We start from the raw sequence: 26,859 nt of genomic DNA on the forward strand, positions 1-26,859 counted from the left end.
CTTTCCTTTCAAAACAAGCGTTATGTTTATGAAAGGATACCTGCTTTTCTGCTTTCAAACACCTTAATTCTTAAAATTGTCCAAACTTTAGTAAATGAAAGTAACACAGATACTAAGCTTATTCCCAAAAAACAAATCAGAACTCCTACGATTCAGTTGGCAGGAAACACCGGCTGGTATTCAGTTTACCGCGCTGTCGGGTAACCTTTCCCTAACCGAGTATGCGAATACCTTGCCACCAGATGCTTATCAAGCCCAAGCACAGTGGCTATTGCTTAAGGAATTTATTGATAACGGTCAAGCAGAATTGTCTGACACAGCAGTACATATTCCGTTTGAAGAGGTATGTCGGCTTACGTCCGTTGAACAGGAACTCCTCGGTTTACCAGAACCCTATCCATTTGAACTTGAAATCCGATCGCATGGAACCCTCAATCAGTCAGAATTCCTATACAATTACCAATTCTTAAAACCTGATGGGAAGCCTTTGCATCCAACACGAATCGGCTGTGTGTTGCGATTAACGGATGCGTGGGTTTACCTACTGACACACGAGCAGTTCGCTCTTTTAGAAGAATTAGACGCATTCAATGCGCGAGAAGTTGAAGATAAAAATTTTGAAGCGAATTTGATTGAGTTCGCAAAAATTAAGGGACTCGCCAAGGAAACAGGCAGCGTACTGGATCGCTATCTAAACCAAGAAGAAGTCGTCGCTCCGAAAACCCTTCGCTTGCGTTTGCGTGAATCCGGCGATAGTGTCGAAATAATCCCTGATGCTGCTGATATTGACAGCGAAAAATTTGAGGAAGTCTTTGATAAATTCCCGAACCCAGAGACTACGTACAATCTCCCTCAACCTAATGGCGGACGAACCCGGGTTCTCTTTCAGGAAAAGCAGAAAGAGACTTTGCAAACCCTTAAACACTATCGACGTGTGTCCCGTGAACAACTCGCGGAGATTGCGGAACAACCACAGTTACACTTTGATCCGGAAGTTGTTGAACTCGATCCGACAGATGAAATGCCTTCCTTCAGTGAGCGCGTCCGTGAAATCGGCATCTACAAACCGAGGATCTATCCCTTTGTCTCCCCTTATAAAAGTCAGTGGATTCCCGGAATTTTGGTCGAGGATGAGTCGGGAACACAGACGAAGCTGCAGGTTAAAACTGCGGAAGAGTTTACAGATCTGAAGCGGGTAATCCATGAGGCAAAACGAATAGGTCAAAAGCGCGTCAACTGGAGGGGGCAAGAGTTTCCTGTTCCTGATCTTGAGAAACATCTTCCGTTTATTGAAAAACAACTTAAGCACCGCAAGAAACCCACGCGTACTGAAAAAGAAAAATCAGAGACTACGGTTTTAATCATTGAAGAAAACATTGAAGATTCCCATTTTGTCGCTCCGTCAGGCTCTTCAGCTACAGAACCTTTTCGACATCTGCTTGAATCTCCGACAAACCTGAAACACGAATTCAAACTCTTACCTCATCAAGAGGAAGGACTCGCATGGGCGCAGCAGCTTTGGGAGAATAATTATCCAGGTGGCTTACTTGCTGACGATATGGGGCTTGGTAAAACGCTACAAGTGCTCTGTTTTTTGGAATGGCATCATGCAAAATTTCGTTCGCAGGAATCACAGCGGAAACCCTATCTCATCGTTGCTCCCATCGCACTTTTAGAAAATTGGGCAGCGGAGTATCCTAAGTTTTTTGATAAAGGTTCACTGAACTTTATCACATTGTACGGGAAGGCACTCCAAAACTTCAAATGTGATCCATCTGATGCTGACAACCTCCAAATTCCGGACATTGAAGGCGCGGAACGCCTCCGAGAATTACGCAAACGTCGCGGGGCACTTGATGTCAAGCAGATCCAAAATACCAATGTTGTGCTAACTACTTATGAGACCGTCCGCGATTTTCAATTAGATTTAGGCTTAATTCCGTGGGCGACAGTTGTCATTGACGAAGCACAACGTATCAAGACCCCCGGAACACTCGTCACAAATGCCTTGAAAGCACTCAAAACCGATTTTCGTCTCGCGATGACGGGAACCCCGGTTGAAAACTCCCTCATGGACCTCTGGTGCATCACAGATTTCGTGGCACCCGGCTATCTTGACAGCGGGAAAAGTTTCAATGCTGAATTTTGCCTACCTCTCAAGAAACCTGAAACTGACATTCGCGAACTGGGCGAACGCATTCGCGAACGCATCGGGGTTCATCTCAAGAGGCGACTCAAAACCGACATTCTTGACGATTTACCCGAGAAACATGTTCACGTCGACAAGTGTCAACACCAGATGCCGCCTACACAGATAGAACGTTATCACGCAGCTCTTCAAGCGGCATCGGGGAATGACTCCGCGACATCGCGACCCCCCAATCAGATTTTGCAATTACTACATCGATTACGAGATATATCCGACCATCCATTGTTAGCCGATTCGCAGTGGGAACAATTTTCTGCGACTGAGTTAATCGGGCAATCCGCAAAACTAATGGTCACAATAGAGTTGCTCGAAAACATCCGAGCCAAAAAGGAAAAAGTGATTCTGTTTTCGGAACGCAGGAAGACCCAGCACCTCTTAATATATATTCTGCGTGAATACTTTGGACTGACGGATATCTTTATCGTCAATGGTGGTACGCCTGGCAACACACAACGGGCAAATTCAATGAAAATGAGTCGCCAACAGAGTGTAGATCGTTTCCAGTCCAAGCAAGGTTTCAACGCCATCATCATGTCCCCTCTCGCTGCGGGCCTGGGGCTCAATATCACCGCAGCCAACCATGTTATCCACTATAGTCGTTGGTGGAACCCTGCCAAAGAAGACCAAGCGAGTGACAGGGTTTACCGTATCGGACAAAAACGCCCCGTACACATCTACCTACCCATGGCAACACATCCTAAGTTTCAAACATTTGACGTTATTCTGAACGAACTCCTTGAGCGAAAACGCCAACTTTCACATGGAACTCTGTTCCCAACCGAGCAAGTGGAGGTAACGCCCAAGGAAATTCTTGAGAAATTGCAACTCCATCCTTTTGGGAATAAGAAGGGCACCCCTCTAACGATAATAGACGTGGATAATCTGGATCCTGAATCGTTTGAAATTTTTGTTGCTGCCCTTTTTGAGAAGCAAGGGTATACGACGGAACACACTCCGTATTCAGGGGATAAAGGTGCGGATGTCGTTGCCTTTGAAAATAAGAATCGAACTGATGGTCTGCTTATACAGGCAAAACAGCGCAAAGCAGATACTAAACCAGGACCTGAAGCAATAGATGAAGTCATTGCGGCGAAATCTTTTTATGAAGAAAAGCATGGGATAACTTTCACACCCGCTGTCATAACAAACCGGAAGTTTAACAGGACCGCGCAGCAAGACGCTCGCAACAAGCGGGTAACGGTATACGAACGGAGGTGGATGAAAAAAAGTTTGGAGAAATACAGTGTGACGCAGACGGATATTGATAGATTTAAGTTTCAGGCGAGTTAGCAATCTTTTGTCTGTCAAATCAAAAACCTTTTTTCGCTTACAAAAAATTTTATTGCATTTGTGAAAAATAATTTAATCAATCCCGAAACTGCTGAATGCGAATAAATTTACTTGTTGTGGCGGAGAAATTATGATATAATGATTTCAATATCATTGGTAGGGAATCTTATAGCACCGCTGGTGTGTCTCTATCATGCCATTACCAAGTGAGATTGGGAAAACCGTGTGAATTCAAGTCAGAAATAGAACTGAATGAAGGGGCATCACAATGTCTAAAATAGAGGATTTTGCTTTTTATGGTGCGTCTGGATGTCAATATATTTTTCAAGTCTACCCTATTGGAACAGAATTCAAAGATATTGGAGCAGTTTACATTTTCACAAGGCGCGAGATAAATTCCCGAGGCGGAGTCATACATAATCTATTGTATATTGGGCGATCAAATTCGCTTCCGCGAAGACTCACGAGTTTACATCATAAATGGGAAGGTGTTCTGCGAAATAGGGGTAATTGTGTTTGTGTTTACTCAGAGTCTAATGATTCGGATCGAAACAGAATCGAAGATGATTTAATTCGTAAGTATCTACCTCCTCTCAATATGAGAATATAATGTGGAAAACTATAAGACGTTTTTGGCGAACTGGTAAAACTGGGATTGCCCTATTTTTACTTACGGTTGTGGTTTTAGTTTACACATATATTGTGATAAAATTTCAGCCACCTCAGCCTTGGAAACAAAATGTAGAGGATATTTCTACTTTTATTCCCCTTGCTGGGGTAATCGTCGGCGCACTAATAGGAGGTGTTGATTTTATCATGTTTTTGTCAGATTGGTATAGCGAAAGACAACAGAGGCGTATTAAGGAAGCTGAAGCGGAGGGGCTTGCTAAAGGAGCGGCAAAGTTCTACGCGGAGGTTAAAAGTTGGAATGACCGCAGAATTGAAGCTGAAAGCGAGGGTAAAGATTTCAATGAACCTATGCCGACTCCACGGAATATACAGGTTTCAACCCCCGTTGAAAAAACCACATACGATCATGCCGCAGATGACACTATTGTAGAATAGGGATGACGCTATCTGGGGTGTTGCCTTCTTATCCGGCGGCAACCACAATGGACGTTTGGTTCCATCTTCGACTTTACAGTGAGATTCGCGAGTGTTTGTGCTTGGGAGAGGTATGGTTCGTAAGGTAATCTCGGACGTATCCCCAATTGCGAATTGGAAGGAGGCGGGAGGTAAAAGGTTTACCCCGGCAATCCGCCTCCAACGTCCAATGATAATTATACCTAATTTCCAAAAGAAAGTCAAGTAAAAATTATTAATCTTCCTGCCAAGACCCTGCCTTTGGGTAGGAGATGTAGGCGGGCGTTGGATTTGAAAGCCAAAAAAAAGATTGCAGCAATACTCCTTTTTCACGTCACACATACCTTCGCAAATGCACCAAAGTCCGATCCACCGCCCCCAGATTTTCCTCAATCAATCGCTTCCCAATATTCCCCGCAGTTTCCCTCGCGTTCGTATCGTTCAACCACACAGTAACCGCATCCGCTAATTCTGGTGCCGTGTGAACCCGTTTTGCACCGCCGCGTTCCACGAGCAAAGACGCTTCATACGCATTCTGGATGGTTGGACCGAACAGGACGGGCTTCGCCATTGCAGCAGGTTCCATCACATTGTGAACGCTCCCACGAAAACTGCCCCCCACAAACGCTATGTCTGCCAACGTATACAATTTCGCAAGAAGTCCTACCCTATCGATGATCAGGACATCCACCACTGCTAAATCGACTTCAGATTTAAGTTCAGAAAAGCAGAGGTATATCAATTTCTCTCGATCCAGATGTCCACGGATCTCCCTTATCCGCGCAGGGGTCGGTTCATGTGGGACCAAGATTAAGTGAGGAAAAGAGTCGGGTGTCCTTTCACGGAGGCGTTGATATGCGGGCAATACCACCTTCTCGTCCTCCGCATAAGTGCTACCAGCGATAAGGATTGGGCGTTTCGTTGCAATATGGGAAACCGGCAAACCACGCCCTAAAGTCGCTTGTCCGGGGAAAAAATCCGTGTCGGATGCAACGGCTGTTGCCCGTCGGTAGACCTGCTCATAGCGAGTATCGCCGGTGACAACAATCTCGTGCGTTGATGAACACAATTCTTGAAAACGCGCCGCATCCCCTTCCGAAATCGCACAATGCACTCGGATGTGCTGATGCACACTCCGAAAAAAGGGTTTCGCGAAACGAGATAACCGTTTCGATGCAGCGTGCAGCGTCCCAGCAACCACAATAATCGGAATACCGTGTTGAGAGGCTTTCCAAACGAGGTTGGGCCAGATGTCAAATTTGGAAAACACGATCAATGTAGGTGCGATGAGACGTATCAAGCGTTTCGCGTTGCGCGGTGTATCCAACGGAAGGTAAACGGCGGCATCGGCGTAGGGATAGGCTTTCGCGTTTGGCGCGACTGACGGTGAGAAGTAGGTTAAAACAATTCGGGTCTCGGCATGAATCGCTTCAATGAGCGGTTTCGCTTGTTCAAATTCGCCGACAGAGGTAAAGTGAAACCATGCTGTTTTCTTCAGAGGTCGAGCCGTCTGCAGTTGATCTGTCAGTTCCGAAAATACTCGTTTGCGTCCCTTAATCCCTTCCTGAATCTTAGGCGTGCAGCACCCCGCGCTGTAAAAACCGATAAACATAATGGGGACAGCAAACAGGTTGTAGACAAGTTGCCAAAACATAGTGAACCTTAGAGGGAAGAAAGGATAGGAAACGGTGGGAGAATGGAAGGACAGATCTGATTTACGAGCCTTCCATTCTCCAGAGGCGTGATTATGAAAGGGACGGCTTATAGGATGTCTAAGATTTTCTTTTTCAGGGCATCTTTGGGCATCGCGCCGACAATCTGTCCATTCGGGACGACTTTACCGTCTTTGAACACAAGCAATGTTGGGATGCTCCGAACACCGTATTGCATCGCGGTCTGACGGTTATCATCAACGTTAACTTTTCCAACTTTAAAGGTCTCAGAGTTCTCACCCGCGAGTTCCTCCAAGATCGGTGCAATCATTTTGCAAGGACCGCACCATTCTGCCCAAAAGTCGACAACGACGGGTGTGTCTGATTGAAGAACCATTCCTTCAAACGTATCGTCACTGATTTCAAATGTGTTTCCAGCCATGATAGCTCCTTTTTTAGAATCTGGTAGGTGAACGCTACCTTCCTAATATTACGCGTTGTGCTAATTGACCATGTGTTTTGTTAAATTTCACAGTTGTTGGGTTTTCGTTGTAAATTGAACCTTGATTCCATTGCCTCTTTGTTTTCATATAGAGACTTTGGTTTAAAAATGGGGCAGTATGAACCGAAGCTGTCAAATTACAAGTGGCAAAAGATTAATACTGTGAAATCTAAATCTACAGAGAGTTAATTAGCACAAGCCGTTAATATTATTCTTCCGAATTAGTCTTATGAGTGCATTAATATGATACCCCATTCTGACGAAAATTGCCAATCAATTTTTCGTCCGTCCTACGTTTATTTTTTTCTTGCTAAAAAATGTGAGATATAATATACTGAAGGAAATTGATAATGAATTTTCTAATCAACGCGATGAATATAACGTTAATCCGAACTCACAATTGAAGGAGGTACCGCATGCCTGAGAAAGATAAAAAGCAGGGAACGAACATCTCGCGCAGGAACTTCTTGAAAGGCGTAGGTACAGGTACCGTTGCCGCAACTGTTGCACCGAGCGTCTTGATCGGAAGTGAAAAAGCCGCCGATGCCCAAGCGGGCGACGCTATCGCGAATGCGACAATCGAACTCAATATCAACGGTAAGTCGTATCAAGTCGAGGTTGAAGCGCGCACAACGCTTCTAACCGTTTTGCGCGACGGAATTGATACCGGCGGGAACAACATCGACTTAACCGGTGCCAAACTAATTTGCGATCGTGGGGAGTGTGGTGGCTGTACCGTCATGGTAGATGGGAAGTCAGTCTACGCTTGCATGATGCTCGCAATTGATGCACAGGGCAAGCAGCTAACAACCGTCGAGGGATTAGCAGACGGCGACGATTTGCACCCTGTTCAGGAAGCATTCATCCAACACGACGCACTGATGTGTGGATTCTGCACACCCGGTTTCATCGTCTCATCCGCAGCACTGTTGAACGAGAACGCGAATCCGACGCTTGAAGAAATTAAAGTCGGCTTGTCTGGAAACACGTGTCGCTGTGGAACCTATCCATTCATCTTTGATGCCGTCAAAACCGCATCAGGGAAGGTGTGATTTGAAAGCAAGGATTGACTTGCGAGACGCAAGAGCCTATCGCGCCAATGGGGCAGTTGGCTATAGGAGGAAAACACATGGCATCATGGGGAGAAGCAAGTGAATCTCGCCTTATCGGGAAACGGGTAACCCGTTTGTCCGGTAAGGATAAAGTCACTGGAAAAGCGAAGTATACTTTTGACATCAATGAACCGGGGATGCTTTACGGACGCATCTTGCGTTCTGAAACCGCACACGCTACCGTTATGGGGATTGACCTGAGCGAGGCAGAAGCATTACCTGGCGTCAAGGCTGTTATCCCACTCATTGAGGTGGGGAATAAACTCCGGTACCAAGGGCAGGAAATTGCCGCTGTTGCCGCTGAAACGGATGACATCGCTAAGGACGCGATCCGCCTCATTCATGTTGACTTGGAGGAATTGCCGCACGTCGTCACAGAAGATGACGCGATGTCAGAAGGCGCGCCGCAAATCCGAGAGGATTGGGCGGGTAATCAGAGCGAACCGAATGTCAGAGAAGATGGCGACATCAATGCTGGATTTGATGAAGCCGCTGTTGAGGTCGAGGCGACCTATCACACGCCTGTTCAGACGCACGTTTGTTTGGAAACGCATGGACACGTCGCAAAATGGGAAGATGAACAGAATCTTACCGTTTGGGCATCTACACAGGGCGTTTTTGGCGTTCGTAACGATTTCGCGCAGCATTTTGAATTGCCGGCAAACCAGGTGAGGGTTATTACGGAACACATGGGTGGCGGATTTGGGAGCAAATTCGGACCCGGTATAGAAGGACGCACTGCGGTTGAATTGGCACGTATTACGGGGAAAGCCGTCAAGTTAATGCTGACCCGAAAAGCCGAGCATCTTGTTGCTGGCAATAGACCTTCAATGACACAGCAAGTCCGCGCCGGGGCGACAAGCGACGGACGGCTTATCGCTTACGATATGAAGGGCTACGGCACAGGGGGTATCTCCAGCGGGGCAGGTTTCACAGGACCTTACGTCTACCACGTCCCAAACAGTCGGGCAGAACGCGTTAACGTGGCTGTCAACGCTGGCAATCAACGCGCCATGCGCGCGCCCGGACACCCGCAGGGAGCATTCGCAATGGACTCTCTGATGGATGAACTTGCCGAAAAACTCGGTATGGATCCAGTGGAGTTTCGGCGTATCAATGATCCGAATGAAGTGCGTCAGGCGCAATACACCCTCGGTGCACAAGAGATAGGGTGGCACCGCCGTAACAGTGTACCCGGCTCCGGCACAAGCGTGAAAAAGCGCGGCATGGGAGTTGGCAGCGGACAATGGGGTGGCGGTGGCGGACGCGGCACAGAAGCCCGCGTCACTATCAATGCAGATGGCACCGTTGAAGCCGTCACAGGTACACAAGACATTGGAACCGGTATCCGCACTGTTATTGCAATGATTGTTGCCGAAGAATTCGGGCTTGAGACTACCGATGTCCGTGTGAAGGTCGGCGATAGCCAACCCGGACTGCCCTCTGGTGGCAGTGGCGGTAGTCAAACAACGCCGTCCGTGGCACCTGTTATCAAAACCGCAGCAGCGGCAGCGAGACAGAAATTGTTTGAACGCATCGCACCTTTACTTGACGCACCTGTGGGAGACCTGCGTGTCGGCACTGGCACTATCTACGCTGTTTCTGACAGAACCAAGACAATTACGTGGAAACAGGCAACTGGACAACTCGGCATGGAAAGCATTAGCGAAGGTGGAACGTGGGAGGAGGACCTCCGCCAAAACGGTGCCGCAGGCACTCAGTTCGCTGAGGTTGAAATTGATACGCAGACAGGGGCGATCAGGGTTATCAAAATTGTTGCCGTTCAGGATTGCGGATTGGCGATTAACCGGTTGACGACGGAAAGCCAGGTTAATGGCGGTGTTATCATGGGATTAGGTCAGGCAATCCTTGAAGAGCGGTTCATGGACCCGGTGACAGGACGGATGCTCAACGCCAACCTTGAGGATTACAAGGTGCCTGGAACGTTCGAGATCCCTGAGATTAAATCCATTGTTTTCGATACGCATCGCAAAGTTACAGGTGTTGGGGAACCCCCGTGTATTCCGACACCCGGAGCTATCGCGAATGCCGTTTACAATGCGATTGGCGTTCGGATTCGGTCGTTACCGATAACACCCGATAAGATCCTTGACGCACTTGCCGAGAAGGCATAAGGAGGTAAGCAATGGAGAAGTTCAGTTACGTTAACGCTACCAGTCTGGAGCAGGTCACGTCACTCCTGAGTGAAAGCGGTTGGGGTGAAGTCATGCTTATCGCCGGCGGAACGGATCTGCTCGCAGAACTCAAAGAGTACATTGAGACCCCTAAGACGCTCGTTAATCTCAAAACGTTACCCGGAATGGATAGCATTGAAGCGGATGCATCCGGCTTGAAAATCGGTGCGTTAGCCACTGTTGCTGACATCGCTATGCACCCGACTATCCAGCATCACTATACGGTCCTATCGCAGGCTGCCGGTTCTGTCGCAACGCCACAGATTCGGAACGTCGGGACACTCGGTGGAAATCTCTGCCAGCGTCCACGGTGTTGGTATTACCGAGATGAATCCACCGATTGCCTGAAAAAAGGTGGAGACATCTGTTATGCAGTTGATGGTTTGAGCAAATATCATGCGATCCTCGGTGGCGATCCTGTTTACATTGTACATCCTTCGGATCTCGCACCAGCGTTGATCGCCTTGGGTGCCTCGGTCAAAATCGTCGGACCTGAGGGCGAGAAAACCATGTCGCTTGAGGAATTCTTCACCTTACCGGCTGCGAATCCGTTCAGGGAAAACGTGTTGGAACCCAACGAAATTGTTGTTGAGGTCAGCGTTCCGGCCCCGAAACCGAATACAAAGAGTTTCTATTTAAAGGCACGTGAAAAGGGTGCCCCCGATTTCGCGTTATCAAGCGTTGCTGGCGTTTTTGAGATGGACGGGAAGACCTGTAAAACCGCCAGTATCGTTCTCGGTGGTGTCGCACCCGCGCCTTGGCGCTCTAAAGAAGCAGAAGCGGCAGTCACCGGCAAAATGATCGACGAATCGGTGAGTCAGCAGGCGGGTGCCGATGCTGTCAAGGACGCAGAACCTTTGAACGACAACATGTATAAGGTGACCTTAACACGGAATCTCGTCAGCCGCGCCGCGATGATGGCTGCAAGTTAAAGGAGCAGTGATATGTTACAAGGAAAAGCACTTCCAATCTTTAATCGCCCGATATGTCAGTATCTTCGGACAAAGGCGATTTACATTCCGGGCGGTAACTTGCAGAACCTCGTTGAAAACAATCCCGGTTCACATTATTGGTGCAATTGCACTATGCAAGACGTAGGTCCCGATGACCAGTTTGTGTCGCCAGACGCTTGTAAGCAAGCGCGTCCCTGTTTTAACCCCATTGGTGGTAAGCCAGTGGTATAATAGTTATCGGTTATCGGAGGAATGGTTATCGGTTATCAGTTATCAGGTACAAGAGGCATTTGCTAAACGAAAACCTCTTAACCGAACATTGATAATTGAAAGGATTTTTCGTGAGAAAAATCCGAACCGATAACTACTTCCAACTGACAACTCATAACTCTAAAAAAAATGTTTTTGAAATCGTTAATGCAATGGATACATGTCGGCTCTGTTGTTCTCATGATAGGAGGATTCTTTTTTTTTCGCGTTGTTTTACTCCCGATTGCCAAACGGGTTTCTAAACCAGAAGCGTTAATTTCATCCGCATTGAGACGTTTCAGCGGTGTTGTCTGGACAGCATTATTGACTGTCCTCATATCGGGATTATATAATTTCATCACCTTTTTTCGCACTGCCCGCTCTATATCCGCCACTGGAACGTTTATATCCGATTACTCCCTCTACATTCTCGTCTTGGGTGTCAAACTGTTTATCGTCTTTTTGATATTCACATTAGCGATTATTCTAACATTTCCCTATCCTGTTTTTAATGTATTTCAGAAGAAACCCGCACCCTGGCTCAACCTCACTGTCGTTTTAGGGTTGATAGTTATCTTTCTCTCTGCATTTTTACGCCGGTTAGGGTAAAATATTGATAACATCCTAATCTCCTGACCGAGGACTTTCCGTACAATACAATTGGAGGAAAAAAATGGCTGTTTTGAGTTCTGAGGATCGTGCGTTCTGGGAGGAAAACGGTTACGTCGTCATCCGCGATGCGGCACCCCCAGACTTAATACGGGATACGGCGCGAGCCGTCTGGAATTTCCTTGAGATGGATGCTGACGACCCGAATACTTGGTATCCCGATCCGCCTCGCAAAGGCATCATGGTAGAAATCTATCAGCACCCGGCACTGTGGGCAACTCGGCAATACCCGCGTGTCCATCAGGCGTTCTCAGAGATTTGGGGGACTGAGAAATTATGGGTGAGTTTTGACCGTGCGAGCATGAGCCCACCGAATCTTCCTGGAAAATTTGAACGGACAAACTTAGGACTTCACTGGGATACATCTGTAGACCTTCCTTTCCGTTTCCACGTCCAAGGTGTGCTTTATCTGACCGATACTGCCGCCGATCAAGGGGCATTTACGTGTGTCCCTGGATTCCACAATAAGATTGAGGCGTGGATAAAGAGTCTTCCAGAGGATGCCGATCCGAGACAACAAGATTTAGTAGCACTCGGTGCGGTCCCAGTGCCCGGAAAAGCCGGGGATCTCGTTATTTGGCACAGTGCATTGCCGCATAGCGCAGGCATCAATACTGCCGGTGCACCACGCGTCGCGCAATACATCACGATGTCCCCGACAGGGGAAGCGAATCCGGAGGCACGCGAACGCCGGGTCAACGCCTGGAGAGAACGTATGGCAGGTTTTAGCGGCGAACGTGCAGAGAAGGAGAATGCATCAGGCGAGACTGCATATCTGACCGAACTCGGCAAAAAATTGTTAGGGCTTGAAACGTGGGGATGAACCTGTTTCTCAACTCTCTTGTTCGTGGCTACCTGCGATGGTGTCCAATTACTGACGGTAAGCGTTCGTTATTGAATCTAACAAGAGGTTTGATTATACCGAGGGAGCCGATTGCTGTTTTTGACACCAAGTACGGGTTCCAGTTGAAAGCCAATCTTGCGAATCCGGAACACCAATATCTCTATTTTTACGGCGCGCATGATGAGAGGCATGTCGTTACCAAACTCTTGAAGATGATTCAGCCCGGAGACATCTGTTGGGACATCGGAGCAAACATCGGATTTTATACGTGCCTCCTCGCCTCACGGGTTGAAGCGTCTGGTGCTGTCATCGCATTTGAACCCGCCTTACGCACCTGCGGTTATCTCAGCGAAAATGTCTCTCTGAATCGGTTCGCGAATGTTGCTGTTCTCAATAAGGGACTCAGCGATAGAATAGAACAACGGCACCTCTACTACTCCGAGGCGGGACTTGCCGAGGGCACGGCTTCCTTGAAGTATGCCAACGGACGAGCGGCATCGGAACGCGTAACGCTTGATACGATTGACAATCTTACCCGTGAGTTCCCAGTTCCGAATTTCATCAAAATTGATGTGGAGGGGTATCAGTTAGAGGTGTTGCGCGGCGGAGAGCACTGCTTAAGAGCTCACGCACCGCTCTTAATGGCGGAGTTGAAGGATGTTGGTGAAACAAACCAGACCCTGTTTGCGGAGATAGAAAATTACGTTGCCAATTTAGGGTATCACCTTTATGAGATCAGGAAATATTCTGTCCGGCGATGTCAGAAACTTTCTGACTCACCCAAAAGAAATTTCTTCCTCGTCAAAGAGCATTCCCATGCCTTTTCCAGAATCTTACCGTGGCTCAGGTAAGTAAAGCCTTTTATCAGAAAAAACGATAGTTCGCACCCCAAACCCGGTAGGTGCGGTTTCTAACCGCACTGGGCCTTAACTTCCAACCCGTGCATTCTCTAAACCTTTCTTCAGTCCTATAAGGACGTTATGTTTATAGAAAGACGTTGAAAAGAACGGTTTAGCCCTGTAAGGGCGATATTTTATAGCATTTGACGCGTTGTGCTAATTGACCATGTGTTTTGTTAAATTTCACAGTTGTTGGGTTTTCGTTGTAAATTGAACCTTGATTCCATTGCCTCTTTGTTTTCATATAGAGACTTTGGTTTAAAAATGGGGCAGTATGAACCGAAGCTGTCAAATTACAAGTGGCAAAAGATTAATACTGTGAAATCTAAATCTACAGAGAGTTAATTAGCACAAGCCGTAGCATTTGTTATATAATCCTTATCTGAACCGTCCCAGCACCGGATACGCTGGGTCGTTATACCCTTTACCAGTGTGTTCACCCGGCGGGACCAATTCGTTGATAGTTGCTTCATCGGTTTCTGTTAGCGTGCAATCCAAACACCCCAAGTTATCCTCTAATTGTTTCATCGTGCGCGGTCCGATGATAGCAGAGGTAATTATCGGATTTGCCAGCACCCACGCCAATGAAAATTGCGTCAAGGTTTTACCGTGCGCATCTGCAAGAGGTTTGAGTTCTTGCGCGACTGCATAACTCTCCTCCCGGAGTTCCGTCTGCAAAATTCGCCTATCCTTACGAGCGGCTCGTGAACCCGCAGGCGGCTTTTTACCGGACAGATACTTTCCAGCCAGCACACCTCGTGCCAACGGACTATACGGCACAACCCCCACACCGTACTGCTCACAGAACGGCAACAACTCTACCTCAGGATCTCGGTTAACGATGTTATAGAGCGGTTGGACGCACACAAATTCTTCCAGTCCCTGTTTTTCGCTCGTCCAGAGTGCTTCGCAAATACGCCACGCCTGAAAGTTGGAACATGCAATGTAACGCACTTTCCCCTGTCTCACACAATCATCCAAAGCCCGCAAGGATTCCGCAATTCGTGTCGAGGCATCCCAGCGGTGCAAGTAATAGACATCGATGTGGTCTGTATCGAGGCGTTTCAGACTCGCTTCAACTGCCGACATGATATGAAAACGGTGTGAACCCGCTGCATTCACATCCTCTCCCATATTGCCGTGAACTTTCGTGGCAATGACCCAGTTCTCTCGATTATCGCGGACGGCTTTCCCAATGATCCGTTCCGATTCACCATCGTTATAGACGTTGGCGGTGTCCATAAAATTAATGCCCGCGTCCAATGCTTTGTGGATAATCCGAATTGAATCCTTTTCATTCGTCGGTCCACCGAACATCATGGTCCCGAGGCAGAGCGGTGAGACTTTCACGCCTGCACGTCCGAGTGTTCTATATTCCATATTTTTCTCCTTTTTATGCCATCCGTATTCCGCCGTTGACATCAAGCGTCGCGCCCGTCACATACTGCCCCTCTTCCGAAGCGAGAAAAAGGATAGTACTCGCAATCTCCGAGGCATCAGCGACGCGTCCTAACGGGATTTGGTCTGTCATGTCGGGATGATTTTTTGCCATCTCCGTTGCTGCTACCCCCGGTGCGATAGAATTCACCGTGATTCCATACTCCCCGAGCACACGTGCTAACGATTTCGTCAGACACATGACACCCGCTTTTGAGGCGGAATACGGGGCAGAAGCGACCAAACCTCCGACCTGTCCCGCCAATGAACCCAGGTTAATGATCCGTCCGGAGCGTTGTGTTTTCATCGTTTCCATGACTGCCTGTGAACAGAGGAATGGACCCTTGAGGTTCACAGCCATCATCCGATCCCATTCCGCTTCCGTGCATGCATCGATACGCGTGTAGCTAAAAATACCAGCATTATTGACTAAAATATCGATCCGTCCGAAAGTGTCAAGTGTTTCCTGAACCATCTTACGCACGGAGTCGCCGTCGGCTACATCCGTTTGAATCACACGACACTGCCTACCGAGCGCAGTTATTTCCGTTGAAGCCGCTTCCGCATTCGCTAAGTTCACCTCAGGGATTACGATATCCGCACCTGCCTTGGCGAATGCGAGACATGTTGCTTTCCCGATACCTCCGCCACCCCCTGTAACAATCGCAACCTGTCCTTCTAAACGCATCTATGTTCTCCTTTTACTGTTTTTTTTTTGAGAGGCACGCAGTCAGGTCGGCACTGCGCTCTTTTCTTTACTTGCAAAATTGCAACAGATATAGTAATATACTCGTATTATCACACGAAGCTTGGAAAAAGTCAACAGGATAGGTCGCGTCGAAAATTGGCATTCATTGTAATTGTTGTCCCTATTTGTTCTGAAAATTGGTATGAGGAGAATTGAAATATGAAAAAGACCACATTTCTACGGTGGTTCAAACCAACTTTGGTCTTGAGTTTCACTTATTTCTTTGCGTTTGGAGCAACCGCACAAAATTATTATCCCGCAGACGTGGGAAATACGTGGGTTTTGGAGAGTGTTGATGGTGAAGAACAAAGCACCTATACCCTTGAGGGACCCGAAACCATTGACGGTGAAGAGCGTATTCTACTGAAGATTAGAAATGAGGAACTCAGCACTGGCGAGGTTGACACGGACACGTATTTTTTGACTGTTGGGGACGAAGCGATTGAACTCCACAGAATCATCTTAGAAGACGTTGTTGCCACCTTGCGAGCGAACTTTCCAACGCCCGTTACTTTTTTCCCTTTACAGTTAGAGATGGGAGATAGATGGCAGATAGCAGCGGACGCAGAAGCAGAATTAGTAGGTGGAATCACAATACCTGGGGAAAGTATCACTGATTTTGAAGTTGTTGGGTTTGAGGACGTGGTCACACCGGCGGGAACGTTCCAGAGCTGTGCAAAGGTCCAGTTGGACTTGCGTCTCACTGCTAAGGGGGGGTTCCTAAACCTTGATATTGATTCTACGACCTATCAATGGTTCGCCCCCGATATAGGTCCCATCCAGTACGAAAACAGCGACGGCTTACTTTTTGGTTTGGTGAGTTCCAATCTGCTAACCGAGCCTGCAGAACCTGATACGACAGAGGAAGATACCACAACAGAACCAGCCGCTGCGGAAGATGCTATGCCCGAACCCTCTGCTGAGGAGGACACTGTGACTGAACAGCCTGCTAAGGAAGAGACTACGCCTGAACCTCTCCCTTACGATGTGACAGGGGACGGTGCTGTGAATATCTTGGACCTCACTTTTGTGGCTTCTCGTTTTGGAGAGTCCGATTCTGACGCAGATGTCACGGGCGACGGGGTTGTTAATATTCTGGATTTGATACGTATCACACAAAATTTTAGCAATTGACCTTAAAAATCCTGTAATTAGTATCCTCATACGATGTTTTTTCTTGAAAACCTTTGAGGCGTGTGATAATATTGGTGTATTATTACACAGCGTTTGGAAAAATCTGCATGGTAAATTGGAAAGTTGCATTAGTTGTTGTTATCATTGTCGCTTTGGTGATAGCGATTGGGATGTGGTTTGGGTATCGATACGTCTCAGAACACGATGACATCTCACCAGACGGATGGCGTGAGCGTTCCAACAGGACGGATTCGCACCTTGATCAACCGCTTGTGCATCTATCCTCTTGGGCAAAAGTTTCGTAGAAACAATATTATCCATTGTAAACATTATTCAAATTGGTATCTGTTAAAAAAAGGAGAATCTAAATTATGAAACCTCCCCAATTTATGTTCTGGTTGATGCCGTTCTTGGTATTAAGCCTTGTATGTAACTTCACAACAACAGCGACGGCACAAAATTATTATCCGTCGGAGATCGGCAATACATGGGTTTTCTTGAGTGCCGATGGCGCGGAGCAACGCACCTATACACTTGAGAAACCGGAAAACATTGACAATGAAGAACTGATTGTCCTGAAAATATCTACTGGAGTACTCGGTGGCGACCCGAGCGATATTGACAGGTACTTTGTATCTGCTCACGACGGGGGACTTCTACTACATCAAAGCGTTACGGATGAAGGCGCGTTCGGCATCGCAGAAGCGACTTTTGATCCTCCCGTTACTTTCTTCCCCGCCCTATTACCCGTCGGACATGCATGGGAAATTTTGTCGGAGACAGTACTGCAGCTCGCGGGACCAGCAACCAGCACCAGTGCTATAGAAGTTGTCGCGATTGAGGACGTTGAAACCCCAGCGGGAACATTTAAAGACTGCGTCAAAATAGAGATCCGGCGGAGAAGTGTTACCGCACTTATAGTCGTGCGTTCGACTTCTTATCAATGGTTGGCACCTGATGTGGGACCTGTCAAATATCAGGATGATCAAGATATCGTGTATGAATTGGAAAGTTACAGCCTTGTTGAGGCACCAACTGCGGATGAAGTGCCTACAGTCGAAGATGCACCCGCTGCTGAAGAACCGGCAGCCGAGGAGCCCGCTGTTGAGGAAGAGGCAGCCGAAGAACCTGCTGCTGAAGAAGAAACCCCTGCCGAAGAGGTTGCTCCTGAAATGCCGGCGAGCCAGATGTTCGAGATTACCCTCACGAACCTGACAGAAGGTGTACACGGTGAGAGCGGACAAACGCTATCTCCCGCCATTTTCGCAGCACACCCTGCTGGCGTTAAACTCGCCGAAGTCGGTCAACCTGCAAGTGAATTAATTGTCGCGCTTGCTGAAGGTGGAGATGTGTCAGGACTCGCCGCCTTTGCAGAAGCTGCTGGCGCAAACGTCGCGATAGCTATGAATGCGGATGGGACGCGCAGATATACGATGCCGGGTCAATCTACGACTGTTACCGTAACTGCTGACATGGTGAACTCTTCGCTCTCTGTCGGCTCAATGTTGGTCTCAACAAACGATGCGTTCATCGCTGCGATTGATGTACCCCTCTTTGACGAAGATGGGATGCCTGTTTCAGCGAGTCTTGATTTGATGGCGTATGACGCTGGTAGTGAAGATAACACAGAGATGGCTTCGGATATTCCGGGACCCCTCGGTTTAGATGAAGCGACGGATCCCCCAGGAAGCAATGAACGTGTCCCGACCGAAGGCGGTGTCATAGCAGCCCACGAAGGTATTCAAGGTGTTGGAGATGTGACTGAAGCGTTTGCGTGGGGAGAGCCGACGGCGATGTTGACGATCACGCCAGTTGATGCGCCTGCGGAACCGATGCCTGAACCTGTCGTAGAAGGTCCTGGTTTTGATGTGACGCTTGAAGCGGGTTTGAACATGATTTCGATCCCTCTGATGCCGGCAGAACCCTACACGGCGAAATCGTTAGCGGAAATGCTGGGTGCGACAGCCGTTATTCAACTCGATGCAGCAACGCAGCATTTTGTCGGTTACACGATAGCCGATGAAGGTGATGGATTTGGCATTACGGGGGACAAAGGTTATATCGTGAACACACCGTCTGGCGGTATGGTAAAGTTCACGGGTGATGCATGGGACAACCAGCCTGAACCTGAAGAAGCCCCTGCTGAAGAACCAGTTGCCGAAGAAGAGGCTCCCGCAGAGGAAGAGGTTGTTGAGGAACCCGCTGCTGAAGAAGAAGCGCCTGCTGATGACGCAGCCGCTGATGCTGAAGTTGAAGCCGATGCCGAAGCGAATAGTGATGCCGCTCCCGCCGCTCCCGCTCTCGCAACCTATAAAAACGCATGGGCGTTCATCGTTACCAGCGACATCCACGGCATGGAAACTGGAACGGCATATACTCTCGTCGCTGAGAACCTCCGCACTGGCACAATCGCCACGGAAAACGTCTCAAGCGCAACGAGACGCTCCTCTGCCGTCTGGGCAGACCTGAACCGCAAGAGCGTCGTTGAAGCCGGTGACAAACTCAAAGTCGCCCTTTACGACGACACCAACAGAATCGTCTCAGGTCCCTTCCAACGCACAGTAACGACGAGTGACATTCGCAATGCCTTCTTGAGTCTACAACTGCGGGTCGGAGATGTGCAGCCGCAAGACACGTTGCTTGCGCAGAACTTCCCGAATCCGTTCAATCCAGAGACGTGGATCCCGTATCAGTTGAGCGAATCGACAGAAGTGAAGATTGCGATCTATGATATATCGGGTCGTTTGGTTCGTTCGTTAGATTTGGGTTGGCAGCCGACGGGTTCATATATGACGCCGTCGAGTGCTGCGTATTGGGATGGTAGGAACGCTGTCGGTGAGCGTGTTGCGAGTGGTATCTACTTCTATACGCTGCAGACGTCCGATTTCGCTGCGACCCGACGGATGGTTATCCTCAAATAGGGACGCAGTAAACATAATTCACTCAAACGCCTTGGTGTTTTCATCAAGGCGTTTTTTTTTGCGCACCTTGCTATCTTGGTGGTATAATTGTAACTGCACCAACTTCGAAAAAGGGGAATCAAATGATTAGAAATACCGTCCTGTTTATTGTCCTGCTCTGTGCTTTTGCCAACATAACGAATGCTCAAAATTATTACCCTGTTGATATCGGGAATACTTGGGTTTTGGAGAGCACAGACGGTGCTGAGCGCATCACTTACAAAATTATTGCGACCGATGAACCTGTCAGCGACGCGGAGGTCCGTATTCTTCACATCACAACAGAAGTATTAGGCACAAGTGCTGTCAGAACGAGTACTTTCCTTGTGGAGGTAGGCGAGGAAGGTATGAAGCTCCATAGAATTGTCTCCGAGTTGGGGGATGTTTTCGGTGTGGCGCGCGTAGGATTTTCACCGCCTGCCATATTTTTCCCGACGAGGCTTCAATTGGGTGAGATATGGGAAACACACGCGGAAACGGAAGTCAGTATAGTCGGAGCCGTTACGGTCTCCAGTGAGAACGAAGTTGTCGCTGTTGAGAATGTTGTCACACCAGCGGGGACCTTTGAAGATTGCTTAAAAATTCGAGTACGCACAAAAATCGATGCCGCTTTAGGAATAAATCGCTCTACCTCCTACCAGTGGCTCGCACCCGATCACGGACCTGTTAAATTTGAAACCGATCAGGATATTGTTTTTGAATTGGTCGACTCAAATCTGCTCGCGACCGAGAGAGCTTGTGACGTGAATGCCGATGGCACGATTAATATTTTGGACCTTGTCTTTGTAGCTTCTCGCTTTGGACAGACGGATCCGAGTGCCGATGTAAACGCCGATGGCACGATTAATATTCTTGATTTGACGCATATTGCTCAGAAGTTTGGGAATTAAGAACTTCACAAGATTAGATTGAGTGCTGTTTCATTTCGCCTGCACTGAGCGTTATTGTATCCCAGACATCCGCTGCCCCGGTTTGCAATCGCCATGAAAATGTCAGCGGCGTGTCACCGCCATTGTAGAAGACGACTTCTGCGCGCTTTTCTGTTCCAAGAAGAGGTCGCACTAAAGAGAGAAGCGTCGGTGGATGGCTGTGGCTATCCCCGTGTTGAACCTCCAGCAGCTGTGCGACTTCACTTTGGACTTCGCGCGTGCCGAGAAGCAAAGGACCGTAGCACGCTGTGACCGCGCCTTGTCCCCAGTTCCGTCCATGTCCCGCTGCAACCGAGCACACCGCGCCACCCATATCGGCGTGTTCCCTTCCACCGCGTAGCACACGCCTCGCAATATTTAAGCGCGTCGCAGCATTTCGCAACGCCCGCATCGCGTAACCGATTTCACCTGTTACTTGATAGGCGAGCGTTAGCGTGGCAGTTGAGGGTTCTTGAATCGGTTTCACGGATCCATTGTCCGACCATTCACCCCAATACGCCATATCCGCCCGTTTACCGACACCCGGTTCCCGACGACACACCTCCTGCGGGAAGATCAACGCCAACAGTTCTGGGGATTCGTCAGGAAGTTCCGCTAATCCGGCACGGATCTGTTCATCAAATCCAGTATCCTCAAAAGTCCAACGGTAGTAGCTGAGTGCTGCTGCCGCGGGATCATTAAACGGGTCGCTCAACGATGTCACTAACGGTTCTACAATCCGCTGTGCCGCCGTTTTGAAAATCTCTTCTCCAGAGAGTCGATACAGGTCACCCAATGCGTAGATGGCACCAGACGCCAACAATACCTCAATACCCACCAGTGGGTCACCTGGGATGTGGTGCGTACTTGCCACGAGTCGATGTAGATTCTTCTCGTTGACCGCGGCTTCGTCAAGACCTTCTCCATCAAGCGTCCAAACCATCGGCATCGGGGTCGGTGCCGCAACGAGCCGTTCGGCGCGTTTTCTTCCATACCGCAACGCCCACGCCAGATAGCGTTCTTCACCCGTCACACGATACGCCGCAATCGCGATATGAATGAATCGGAAGTGTTCCGCCAGTTCATACGTGTCCTTTTCATCGTTTGTCACATCTCGGCTGCCGATGTTGTACCCGATAAACGTATCGCGGTCATAATCATACCAAGGTGGGATCTCTGGGACCCAATTTCCGATATGTTCTGCCGCATCTGTCAAGAGCGATGTCGCTTCCGGATCTTCTGGCACCAGACCGATGTAACGCGGCAGGAACAGAAGGAAAGGCTCCGGTCCGTGATGTGCCTCTGCCTTCGGTTCATAGCCGTGAACGCAATCACGTTTCACCCAACCGAGCAGTGCCGCCTTCAGTGCCTCGAAGTGCTGTAGGACGGTCGTATCACCCGTGATTAAATAGTGCGGAAACCACGCGAGCGCATAGTTCGCCTCGTCCTCGCCGCCATCGTTCGGACCCGGTGGATCGAGCAGCATGCTCTGTTTCAGCCAGCGTCCCATTTCATTTCTGAGTGTGGTATACGCCTCGTAGCATTCATGGATAGTCTGGTTCATCGTTAGCTCCTATAGCAGCGACTTCACAAATTCGATACTCCGTTTTGCGATTGTCTGCGGATCCGGGTTGAAGTCGAAAACCTCTGTTGAAACGTAGCCACCGTAATTAATCTCTTTTAACGCTTCAATGATGGGTGGATAATCTACGTTGCCAGAACCCGGTAGATAGCCGTTGTCGTCATTAGAATGGAAATGTGCGACGTGTGGCGCGTGGTTGCGGAGCTGCGTCGGCATGTCCAGCCCCTCTTTCGCAGTGCTACACACATCCAGAATCATCTGGAAATTCGGATGATTGACATCCTTCACCATTTCAGCTGCTTTGTCGGGATTCGTGATGAAGTTCGTCTGGTCGCTTGACAACGGTTCCATGCATAACATCACATCCCTTTCGCCTGCCAGTTCAGCACCCTCTGAAAAAGTTGACCGTGCGTATTCCCACGCTTCTTCAAACGAGAGCGGTTCCATCACGTTTCGTTGCTGTGGTGAACCGATGACCATCACTTTTCCATCTAAGTCGGCGCATAGATGAATAAGTGCGAGGAAATAATCCCGTGTTTCTTTCCGAATATCCGCGTCTGGGTGGTTAATATACAGACCAGGCGGTGAGACGAGTAGCCAGTGAAGTCCCGCAATCTCTATCTTCACACTTTCTGCTGCCTTACGGATACGGGTCCGTTCGGTCTCGCTGATATCTAAAACCGAATCGGCTAAAGTGAATGGTGCGATCTCGACCGCCTCATAACCGAGTTCGGCGGAATAGGTGAAAACATCTTCGATTTTCCAATTTTCAAACATTTCGTTGCATATTGCAATTTTCATTTTTTAATTATTCCTTGCAGGTAAATGACGTAGATTTGAACTTCAATGTGCCATTCTCGAAATCGCTCTCCATTTCATGTCGAGCGAAGTTTTTGGTGTTTCGAACTTCCCTATTCTAAAGGAGTTATGCTTTTTTGTCAAACTTTGCCTCAAAAACGCCGCACCAATTCCATGCTCCAAAATCGCGGTTCATTGACAAAACCCGTTAGATTGTTGAAGTCAATACCACCCGTCGGAGACGTATCGTTGAGAATATTGCGCCCTATAAGTGCCACCTCTATGTCGTTTGGGAATAGATAGGCAAGTCGGACACCGCCCTCTAAGAGCCAATTATCGGCAAATTCCACCGATTCATAGAGAAAAAACCGCACTCGGCTGCGATATGCCCAGTCCGTGGATGCGATCAGACGCGCGCCTCCTCGAAGAGGGAGCATGTAGCGCAGGGATACATCTGCAATCCAACCCGGCGCCTGCGGTAGACTGTTGCCGTTGATAGAAAAAGTCCCTTGAGCAGACGCGCGCGGATCAAGCACTATACATGGGGCACCACAGCCTTGTATCGCTAAATTTGGATCGTCAATGCGCGTTTGGTTATAACTCAGTCCCGCTGCAATCTCCAGCGTTGTGACGGGTAAGAAGGTCAATTCTGCTTCGATACCCCGTCCAATCGTGCTGTCAGCGTTCACCAACCGGTTAAAATTAGCCGCTCCACCCACCGCAGTCAGTTGCTGATCTTGCATAAAGTAGTGAAACGCCGCCAGATTCAGGTGCAACCGTTGTTCCCATAAGCGTAACTTCGTGCCACCTTCAAAGGAAAGGATGGTCTCTGTATCCGCCACCGTAACCATGTCGCCGAATAGCAAACGTCCTTGGATACTCGGTGCCCGAAACCCGCGCGCCGCACGCAAATACGTCTGTACGCCCGGGGCTGCTTGATAGCGCAGACTCAGATCCCCACTCCACACCGTATCTTGAGGATTCTCGTGGATGGGACCAAGCGGTCCCGCCTCCGTAACAGCGGGGGCGGTTTCTCGCCACGCTGTGTAGTTCTTCACATCGTCTGACAGTCGGATACCAGCACCCAGTTCCAGATCGTCGAGGCATTGGAAAGTCAATGCCGCAAATACTGCCCGTGCTGTAGCTTCTTGTTCTTGACGGACCTTTCCGTCCAAGGTGCCACCCGCCAAGGTATCGTAGTTGAAATCCTCCATCTCCACGAACTCACGGAAATAGTACACCCCGAACTGATAGACGAGACGACGCGCTGCCGGACTCATCAAACGGATCTCTTGGCTAAACTGGTGATGCGCCGGAATACCGGAGGCGGTTTCAGAAGGGAAGGGAATCTCACCGGGACCACTCGGTGGACTGAACACAGCACCGTACCCACCATCAATGTCTCCACGTGAGAAGTTAGTGAGTTGGTCCGCTCCGGTTAAGGAAACCAGTTGGAAGTCTCCAATATCATAGCGGACTTCAACTGCCAAACCCCGCATGCTTAACGTCTGTTCGTTCGGTCCGTCGTGAGCGATGCGGTCGCGGTCAAAATCTGGTATCAGACCTTCCGCTCCCTGCCTCAAAATATTGGCGCGGAAAAGGCGGGCAGTGCCATTGAGATCGCGGGCGTGTAACTTCAGCCATGCTTCCAGTTCCGGCATAGGGGTCCATAACAATTGGAAACGTCCAGCCAAATCACGGTGTCCCCCTAAGGCATCTTCTTCTCCCGTGTGCTCGTTATCTACCCAATCGTCCCGCCACTGTGCAAGTAGTGAAAGCCGAGTTGAAAGCACAGACGAAACGAGCGGACCCGACACAGCTCCTTCAAAATTACTGCTATTGAATCGTCCGTAACTTAACCGCCCGTACCCATCCAGTGTCTGCGTAGGACGTGCCGATTCAAACTTCACGATACCCGCAGGCGTATTGCGTCCAAACAGGGTCCCTTGTGGTCCCCGCAGCACCTCAATCCGATCTAAATCAAAGGCAGGAAATCCTTTCAACAGAGCGTTTTCGAGCACAACGCCGTCGTGGAGGACTGAAACTGGCTGTGATGCGTTCAGGTCAAAGTCCGTATTCCCAAGTCCGCGGATATAAAAGCGTGGAAAGATACGTCCGAATGATGATTCTATCTGTAAACTCGGGGTTCTGTTCGACAAAAAACGGACATCCATCCCTGACGCACGTAAGGTGTTGGACTTCTCTCCCTGAATGCTCGAAACCGAAAGCGGCACCTCAAAAGATCGCTGCTCGCGCTTACGAGCCGTAACCACGACCTCTTCCATCTTAACAACTTCTTCGACTTCCGCATTGGCACCAGCTATTAGAGATATAGACAATATCGCTAAAACAACCAAAGCACAAAACTGTATACTATATTTCATAGTGTCCCTCAAAAATAAAATGTAAAGAATTGCGGATAAATCAATGATGTGATAGTAGAAAACACAAATCTAATGAACAATATTCAAACATACTCAGTAAGAAAAATCAACCGATGTTTGATACAGCAAATATTCCTTGACATTCGATCTCGTGTTCGTATAATAACCAGATAGCACTACATTGCAAATTTCAGATTCTGGAGATGAACGATGGCGAAAATACGGATGGCACAATACGGAACCAAACATGGACACGCACGCGGGAAACTACAGGCGATGCTTGTCAATCCTGATGTCGAGGTCGCAGGTATATTTGAACCCGACACGGAACAACGCGAAAAACTTCAAGCCGGCGAAGGAGCGTTTGCCGATGTTCACTGGTTTGAAGATGCGGCAGAAATGTTGGACGACGCGACTATTGTTGCGGTTGCTTCTGAAGGCAACAACGCTGAAAGTTTGGATCAGACCGAGCAGATTGTAAACGCTGGCAAACACGTCTGGTACGACAAGCCCGCTGGTGAAAACTGGGAGCAGTGGCAGCGCGTCATCAACACCGCCCAAGAGAAATCCTTACACGTCCAGATGGGCTATATGTTGCGGTATCACTCCGCCTTTAAACAGGTCGCAGAGTGGGTTAAATCTGGCTTTTTAGGGGATGTTTTTTCCGTTCGCGCACACATGTCAACCAATATTCCGCATGCGTCACGTGCGCGTATCAGCCAACACGTCGGCGGTATCTTTTTTGATTTGGGTGGGCATGTACTCGACCAAGTGCTTTGGCTCCTCGGGCGACCAGAGCAAGTGACCGCTTTCCTCCGAAACGATGGCGGTTCGCTCGAACCTTTCAAGGATAATACCCTAACTGTCTATGAATTTGAGAAAGCGATGGCATTCATCTCTATTTCCGCTTTGGAACCGAGACCCGTTGCGCGTCGATTTGAAGTCTATGGGAGCAACGGGAGTGCTATCATCGTTGAACCTTTTGAACCCGGATTGACGATTCGGCTCTGTTTAGAGGAAGCGAAGGATGGATATTCACAAGGTGAGCAGATTGTTGAGATAGATGGCGAGAGCCGTCAGCGCACCTATGAACTTGAGCTTGACGCGTTTTTAGCGACCCTCGCAGGAACACAACCTCCTGACCGTCCGGTATCACACGAACTGTTGGTCCAGGAAACGCTGCTGCGAGCCACAGGCGTTATATCCAGTTAACCCAAACAAAATTGAGGAGGCGCGCTCACACAGCGCGCC

At 48.8% G+C, this 26,859-nt stretch carries 21 protein-coding genes; 14 read left to right on the top strand and 7 right to left on the bottom strand.

Annotation, left to right across the window (positions count from 1 at the left end; translation table 11 throughout):
* Nucleotides 1-94 precede the first annotated feature (94 nt).
* Both F4X88_20135 and F4X88_20140 read left to right on the top strand, forming a co-directional pair.
* Nucleotides 95-3,499: a hypothetical protein gene (locus F4X88_20135; GenBank protein MYA58592.1), complete on the top strand. Its 3,405-nt coding sequence runs from the start codon at nt 95-97 to the stop codon at nt 3,497-3,499.
* 609 nt (nt 3,500-4,108) lie between these two features.
* Nucleotides 4,109-4,564, top strand: coding sequence for a hypothetical protein (locus tag F4X88_20140; GenBank protein ID MYA58593.1), 456 nt, complete (start codon nt 4,109-4,111; stop codon nt 4,562-4,564).
* A 352-nt stretch (nt 4,565-4,916) separates the two neighbouring features.
* Here the strand turns inward: F4X88_20140 and F4X88_20145 are convergent, their stop codons facing one another.
* A complete protein-coding gene (locus F4X88_20145; GenBank protein ID MYA58594.1) occupies nt 4,917-6,236 on the bottom strand; it encodes a hypothetical protein in 1,320 nt (439 codons plus the stop codon).
* 107 nt (nt 6,237-6,343) lie between these two features.
* Nucleotides 6,344-6,676: a thioredoxin gene (gene trxA, locus F4X88_20150; GenBank protein ID MYA58595.1), complete on the bottom strand. Its 333-nt coding sequence runs from the start codon at nt 6,674-6,676 to the stop codon at nt 6,344-6,346.
* 476 nt (nt 6,677-7,152) lie between these two features.
* On the opposite strand from trxA, the gene F4X88_20155 reads away from it, so the two are divergent.
* The 7 genes from F4X88_20155 (at nt 7,153) to F4X88_20185 (ending at nt 13,609) form a co-directional block, all read left to right on the top strand.
* Nucleotides 7,153-7,788: a twin-arginine translocation signal domain-containing protein gene (locus tag F4X88_20155; protein MYA58596.1), complete on the top strand. Its 636-nt coding sequence runs from the start codon at nt 7,153-7,155 to the stop codon at nt 7,786-7,788.
* A gap of 77 nt (nt 7,789-7,865) precedes the next feature.
* Nucleotides 7,866-9,983, top strand: a complete 2,118-nt coding sequence (locus F4X88_20160; protein MYA58597.1) for a xanthine dehydrogenase family protein molybdopterin-binding subunit — start codon at nt 7,866-7,868, stop codon at nt 9,981-9,983.
* A gap of 11 nt (nt 9,984-9,994) precedes the next feature.
* On the top strand, nt 9,995-10,975 hold the full coding sequence (locus tag F4X88_20165) for a xanthine dehydrogenase family protein subunit M (GenBank protein ID MYA58598.1): 981 nt from the start codon (nt 9,995-9,997) through the stop codon (nt 10,973-10,975).
* A 12-nt stretch (nt 10,976-10,987) separates the two neighbouring features.
* Nucleotides 10,988-11,227 carry a hypothetical protein gene (locus F4X88_20170; protein ID MYA58599.1) on the top strand — a complete coding sequence of 80 codons (240 nt, stop codon included), beginning with the start codon at nt 10,988-10,990 and terminating at the stop codon, nt 11,225-11,227.
* Between the two features lie 186 nt (nt 11,228-11,413).
* Nucleotides 11,414-11,854: a hypothetical protein gene (locus tag F4X88_20175; GenBank protein MYA58600.1), complete on the top strand. Its 441-nt coding sequence runs from the start codon at nt 11,414-11,416 to the stop codon at nt 11,852-11,854.
* A gap of 64 nt (nt 11,855-11,918) precedes the next feature.
* Nucleotides 11,919-12,737: a hypothetical protein gene (locus F4X88_20180; protein MYA58601.1), complete on the top strand. Its 819-nt coding sequence runs from the start codon at nt 11,919-11,921 to the stop codon at nt 12,735-12,737.
* Nucleotides 12,734-13,609 (top strand): FkbM family methyltransferase, encoded by an 876-nt coding sequence (locus F4X88_20185; GenBank protein MYA58602.1) that lies wholly within the window; start codon nt 12,734-12,736, stop codon nt 13,607-13,609. The genes F4X88_20180 and F4X88_20185 overlap by 4 nt, the downstream gene beginning before the upstream one ends.
* 426 nt (nt 13,610-14,035) lie before the next feature.
* On the opposite strand, the gene F4X88_20190 is transcribed toward F4X88_20185, so the two are convergent.
* Nucleotides 14,036-15,037 (bottom strand): aldo/keto reductase, encoded by a 1,002-nt coding sequence (locus tag F4X88_20190; GenBank protein MYA58603.1) that lies wholly within the window; start codon nt 15,035-15,037, stop codon nt 14,036-14,038.
* Nucleotides 15,038-15,050: 13 nt separating this feature from the next.
* Complete coding sequence (locus F4X88_20195) at nt 15,051-15,782, bottom strand: 3-oxoacyl-ACP reductase FabG (protein ID MYA58604.1); 732 nt, start codon at nt 15,780-15,782, stop codon at nt 15,051-15,053.
* A 219-nt stretch (nt 15,783-16,001) separates the two neighbouring features.
* On the opposite strand from F4X88_20195, the gene F4X88_20200 reads away from it, so the two are divergent.
* The 4 genes from F4X88_20200 (at nt 16,002) to F4X88_20215 (ending at nt 20,826) form a co-directional block, all read left to right on the top strand.
* Nucleotides 16,002-16,976, top strand: coding sequence for a hypothetical protein (locus F4X88_20200; protein ID MYA58605.1), 975 nt, complete (start codon nt 16,002-16,004; stop codon nt 16,974-16,976).
* Between the two features lie 107 nt (nt 16,977-17,083).
* On the top strand, nt 17,084-17,281 hold the full coding sequence (locus F4X88_20205; GenBank protein ID MYA58606.1) for a hypothetical protein: 198 nt from the start codon (nt 17,084-17,086) through the stop codon (nt 17,279-17,281).
* Between the two features lie 66 nt (nt 17,282-17,347).
* Nucleotides 17,348-19,897 (top strand): T9SS type A sorting domain-containing protein, encoded by a 2,550-nt coding sequence (locus tag F4X88_20210; GenBank protein ID MYA58607.1) that lies wholly within the window; start codon nt 17,348-17,350, stop codon nt 19,895-19,897.
* 122 nt (nt 19,898-20,019) lie between these two features.
* The gene (locus F4X88_20215; GenBank protein MYA58608.1) at nt 20,020-20,826 is read left to right on the top strand and encodes a hypothetical protein; all 807 of its coding nucleotides are present in this window, start codon (nt 20,020-20,022) and stop codon (nt 20,824-20,826) included.
* 13 nt (nt 20,827-20,839) lie between these two features.
* Here F4X88_20215 and F4X88_20220 read toward each other — a convergent pair whose 3' ends face one another.
* The 3 genes from F4X88_20220 to F4X88_20230 form a co-directional block, all read right to left on the bottom strand.
* Nucleotides 20,840-22,408 carry a hypothetical protein gene (locus tag F4X88_20220; GenBank protein ID MYA58609.1) on the bottom strand — a complete coding sequence of 523 codons (1,569 nt, stop codon included), beginning with the start codon at nt 22,406-22,408 and terminating at the stop codon, nt 20,840-20,842.
* Between the two features lie 9 nt (nt 22,409-22,417).
* The gene (locus F4X88_20225) at nt 22,418-23,227 is read right to left on the bottom strand and encodes a sugar phosphate isomerase/epimerase (GenBank protein MYA58610.1); all 810 of its coding nucleotides are present in this window, start codon (nt 23,225-23,227) and stop codon (nt 22,418-22,420) included.
* Nucleotides 23,228-23,376: 149 nt separating this feature from the next.
* Nucleotides 23,377-25,608 carry a TonB-dependent receptor gene (locus tag F4X88_20230; GenBank protein MYA58611.1) on the bottom strand — a complete coding sequence of 744 codons (2,232 nt, stop codon included), beginning with the start codon at nt 25,606-25,608 and terminating at the stop codon, nt 23,377-23,379.
* 210 nt (nt 25,609-25,818) lie between these two features.
* Between F4X88_20230 and F4X88_20235 the strand changes: the two genes are divergently transcribed.
* On the top strand, nt 25,819-26,820 hold the full coding sequence (locus tag F4X88_20235; GenBank protein ID MYA58612.1) for a Gfo/Idh/MocA family oxidoreductase: 1,002 nt from the start codon (nt 25,819-25,821) through the stop codon (nt 26,818-26,820).
* Nucleotides 26,821-26,859 lie beyond the last annotated feature (39 nt).

Source organism: Candidatus Poribacteria bacterium, assembly GCA_009839745.1.
Lineage (GTDB): Bacteria > Poribacteria > WGA-4E > WGA-4E > WGA-3G > WGA-3G.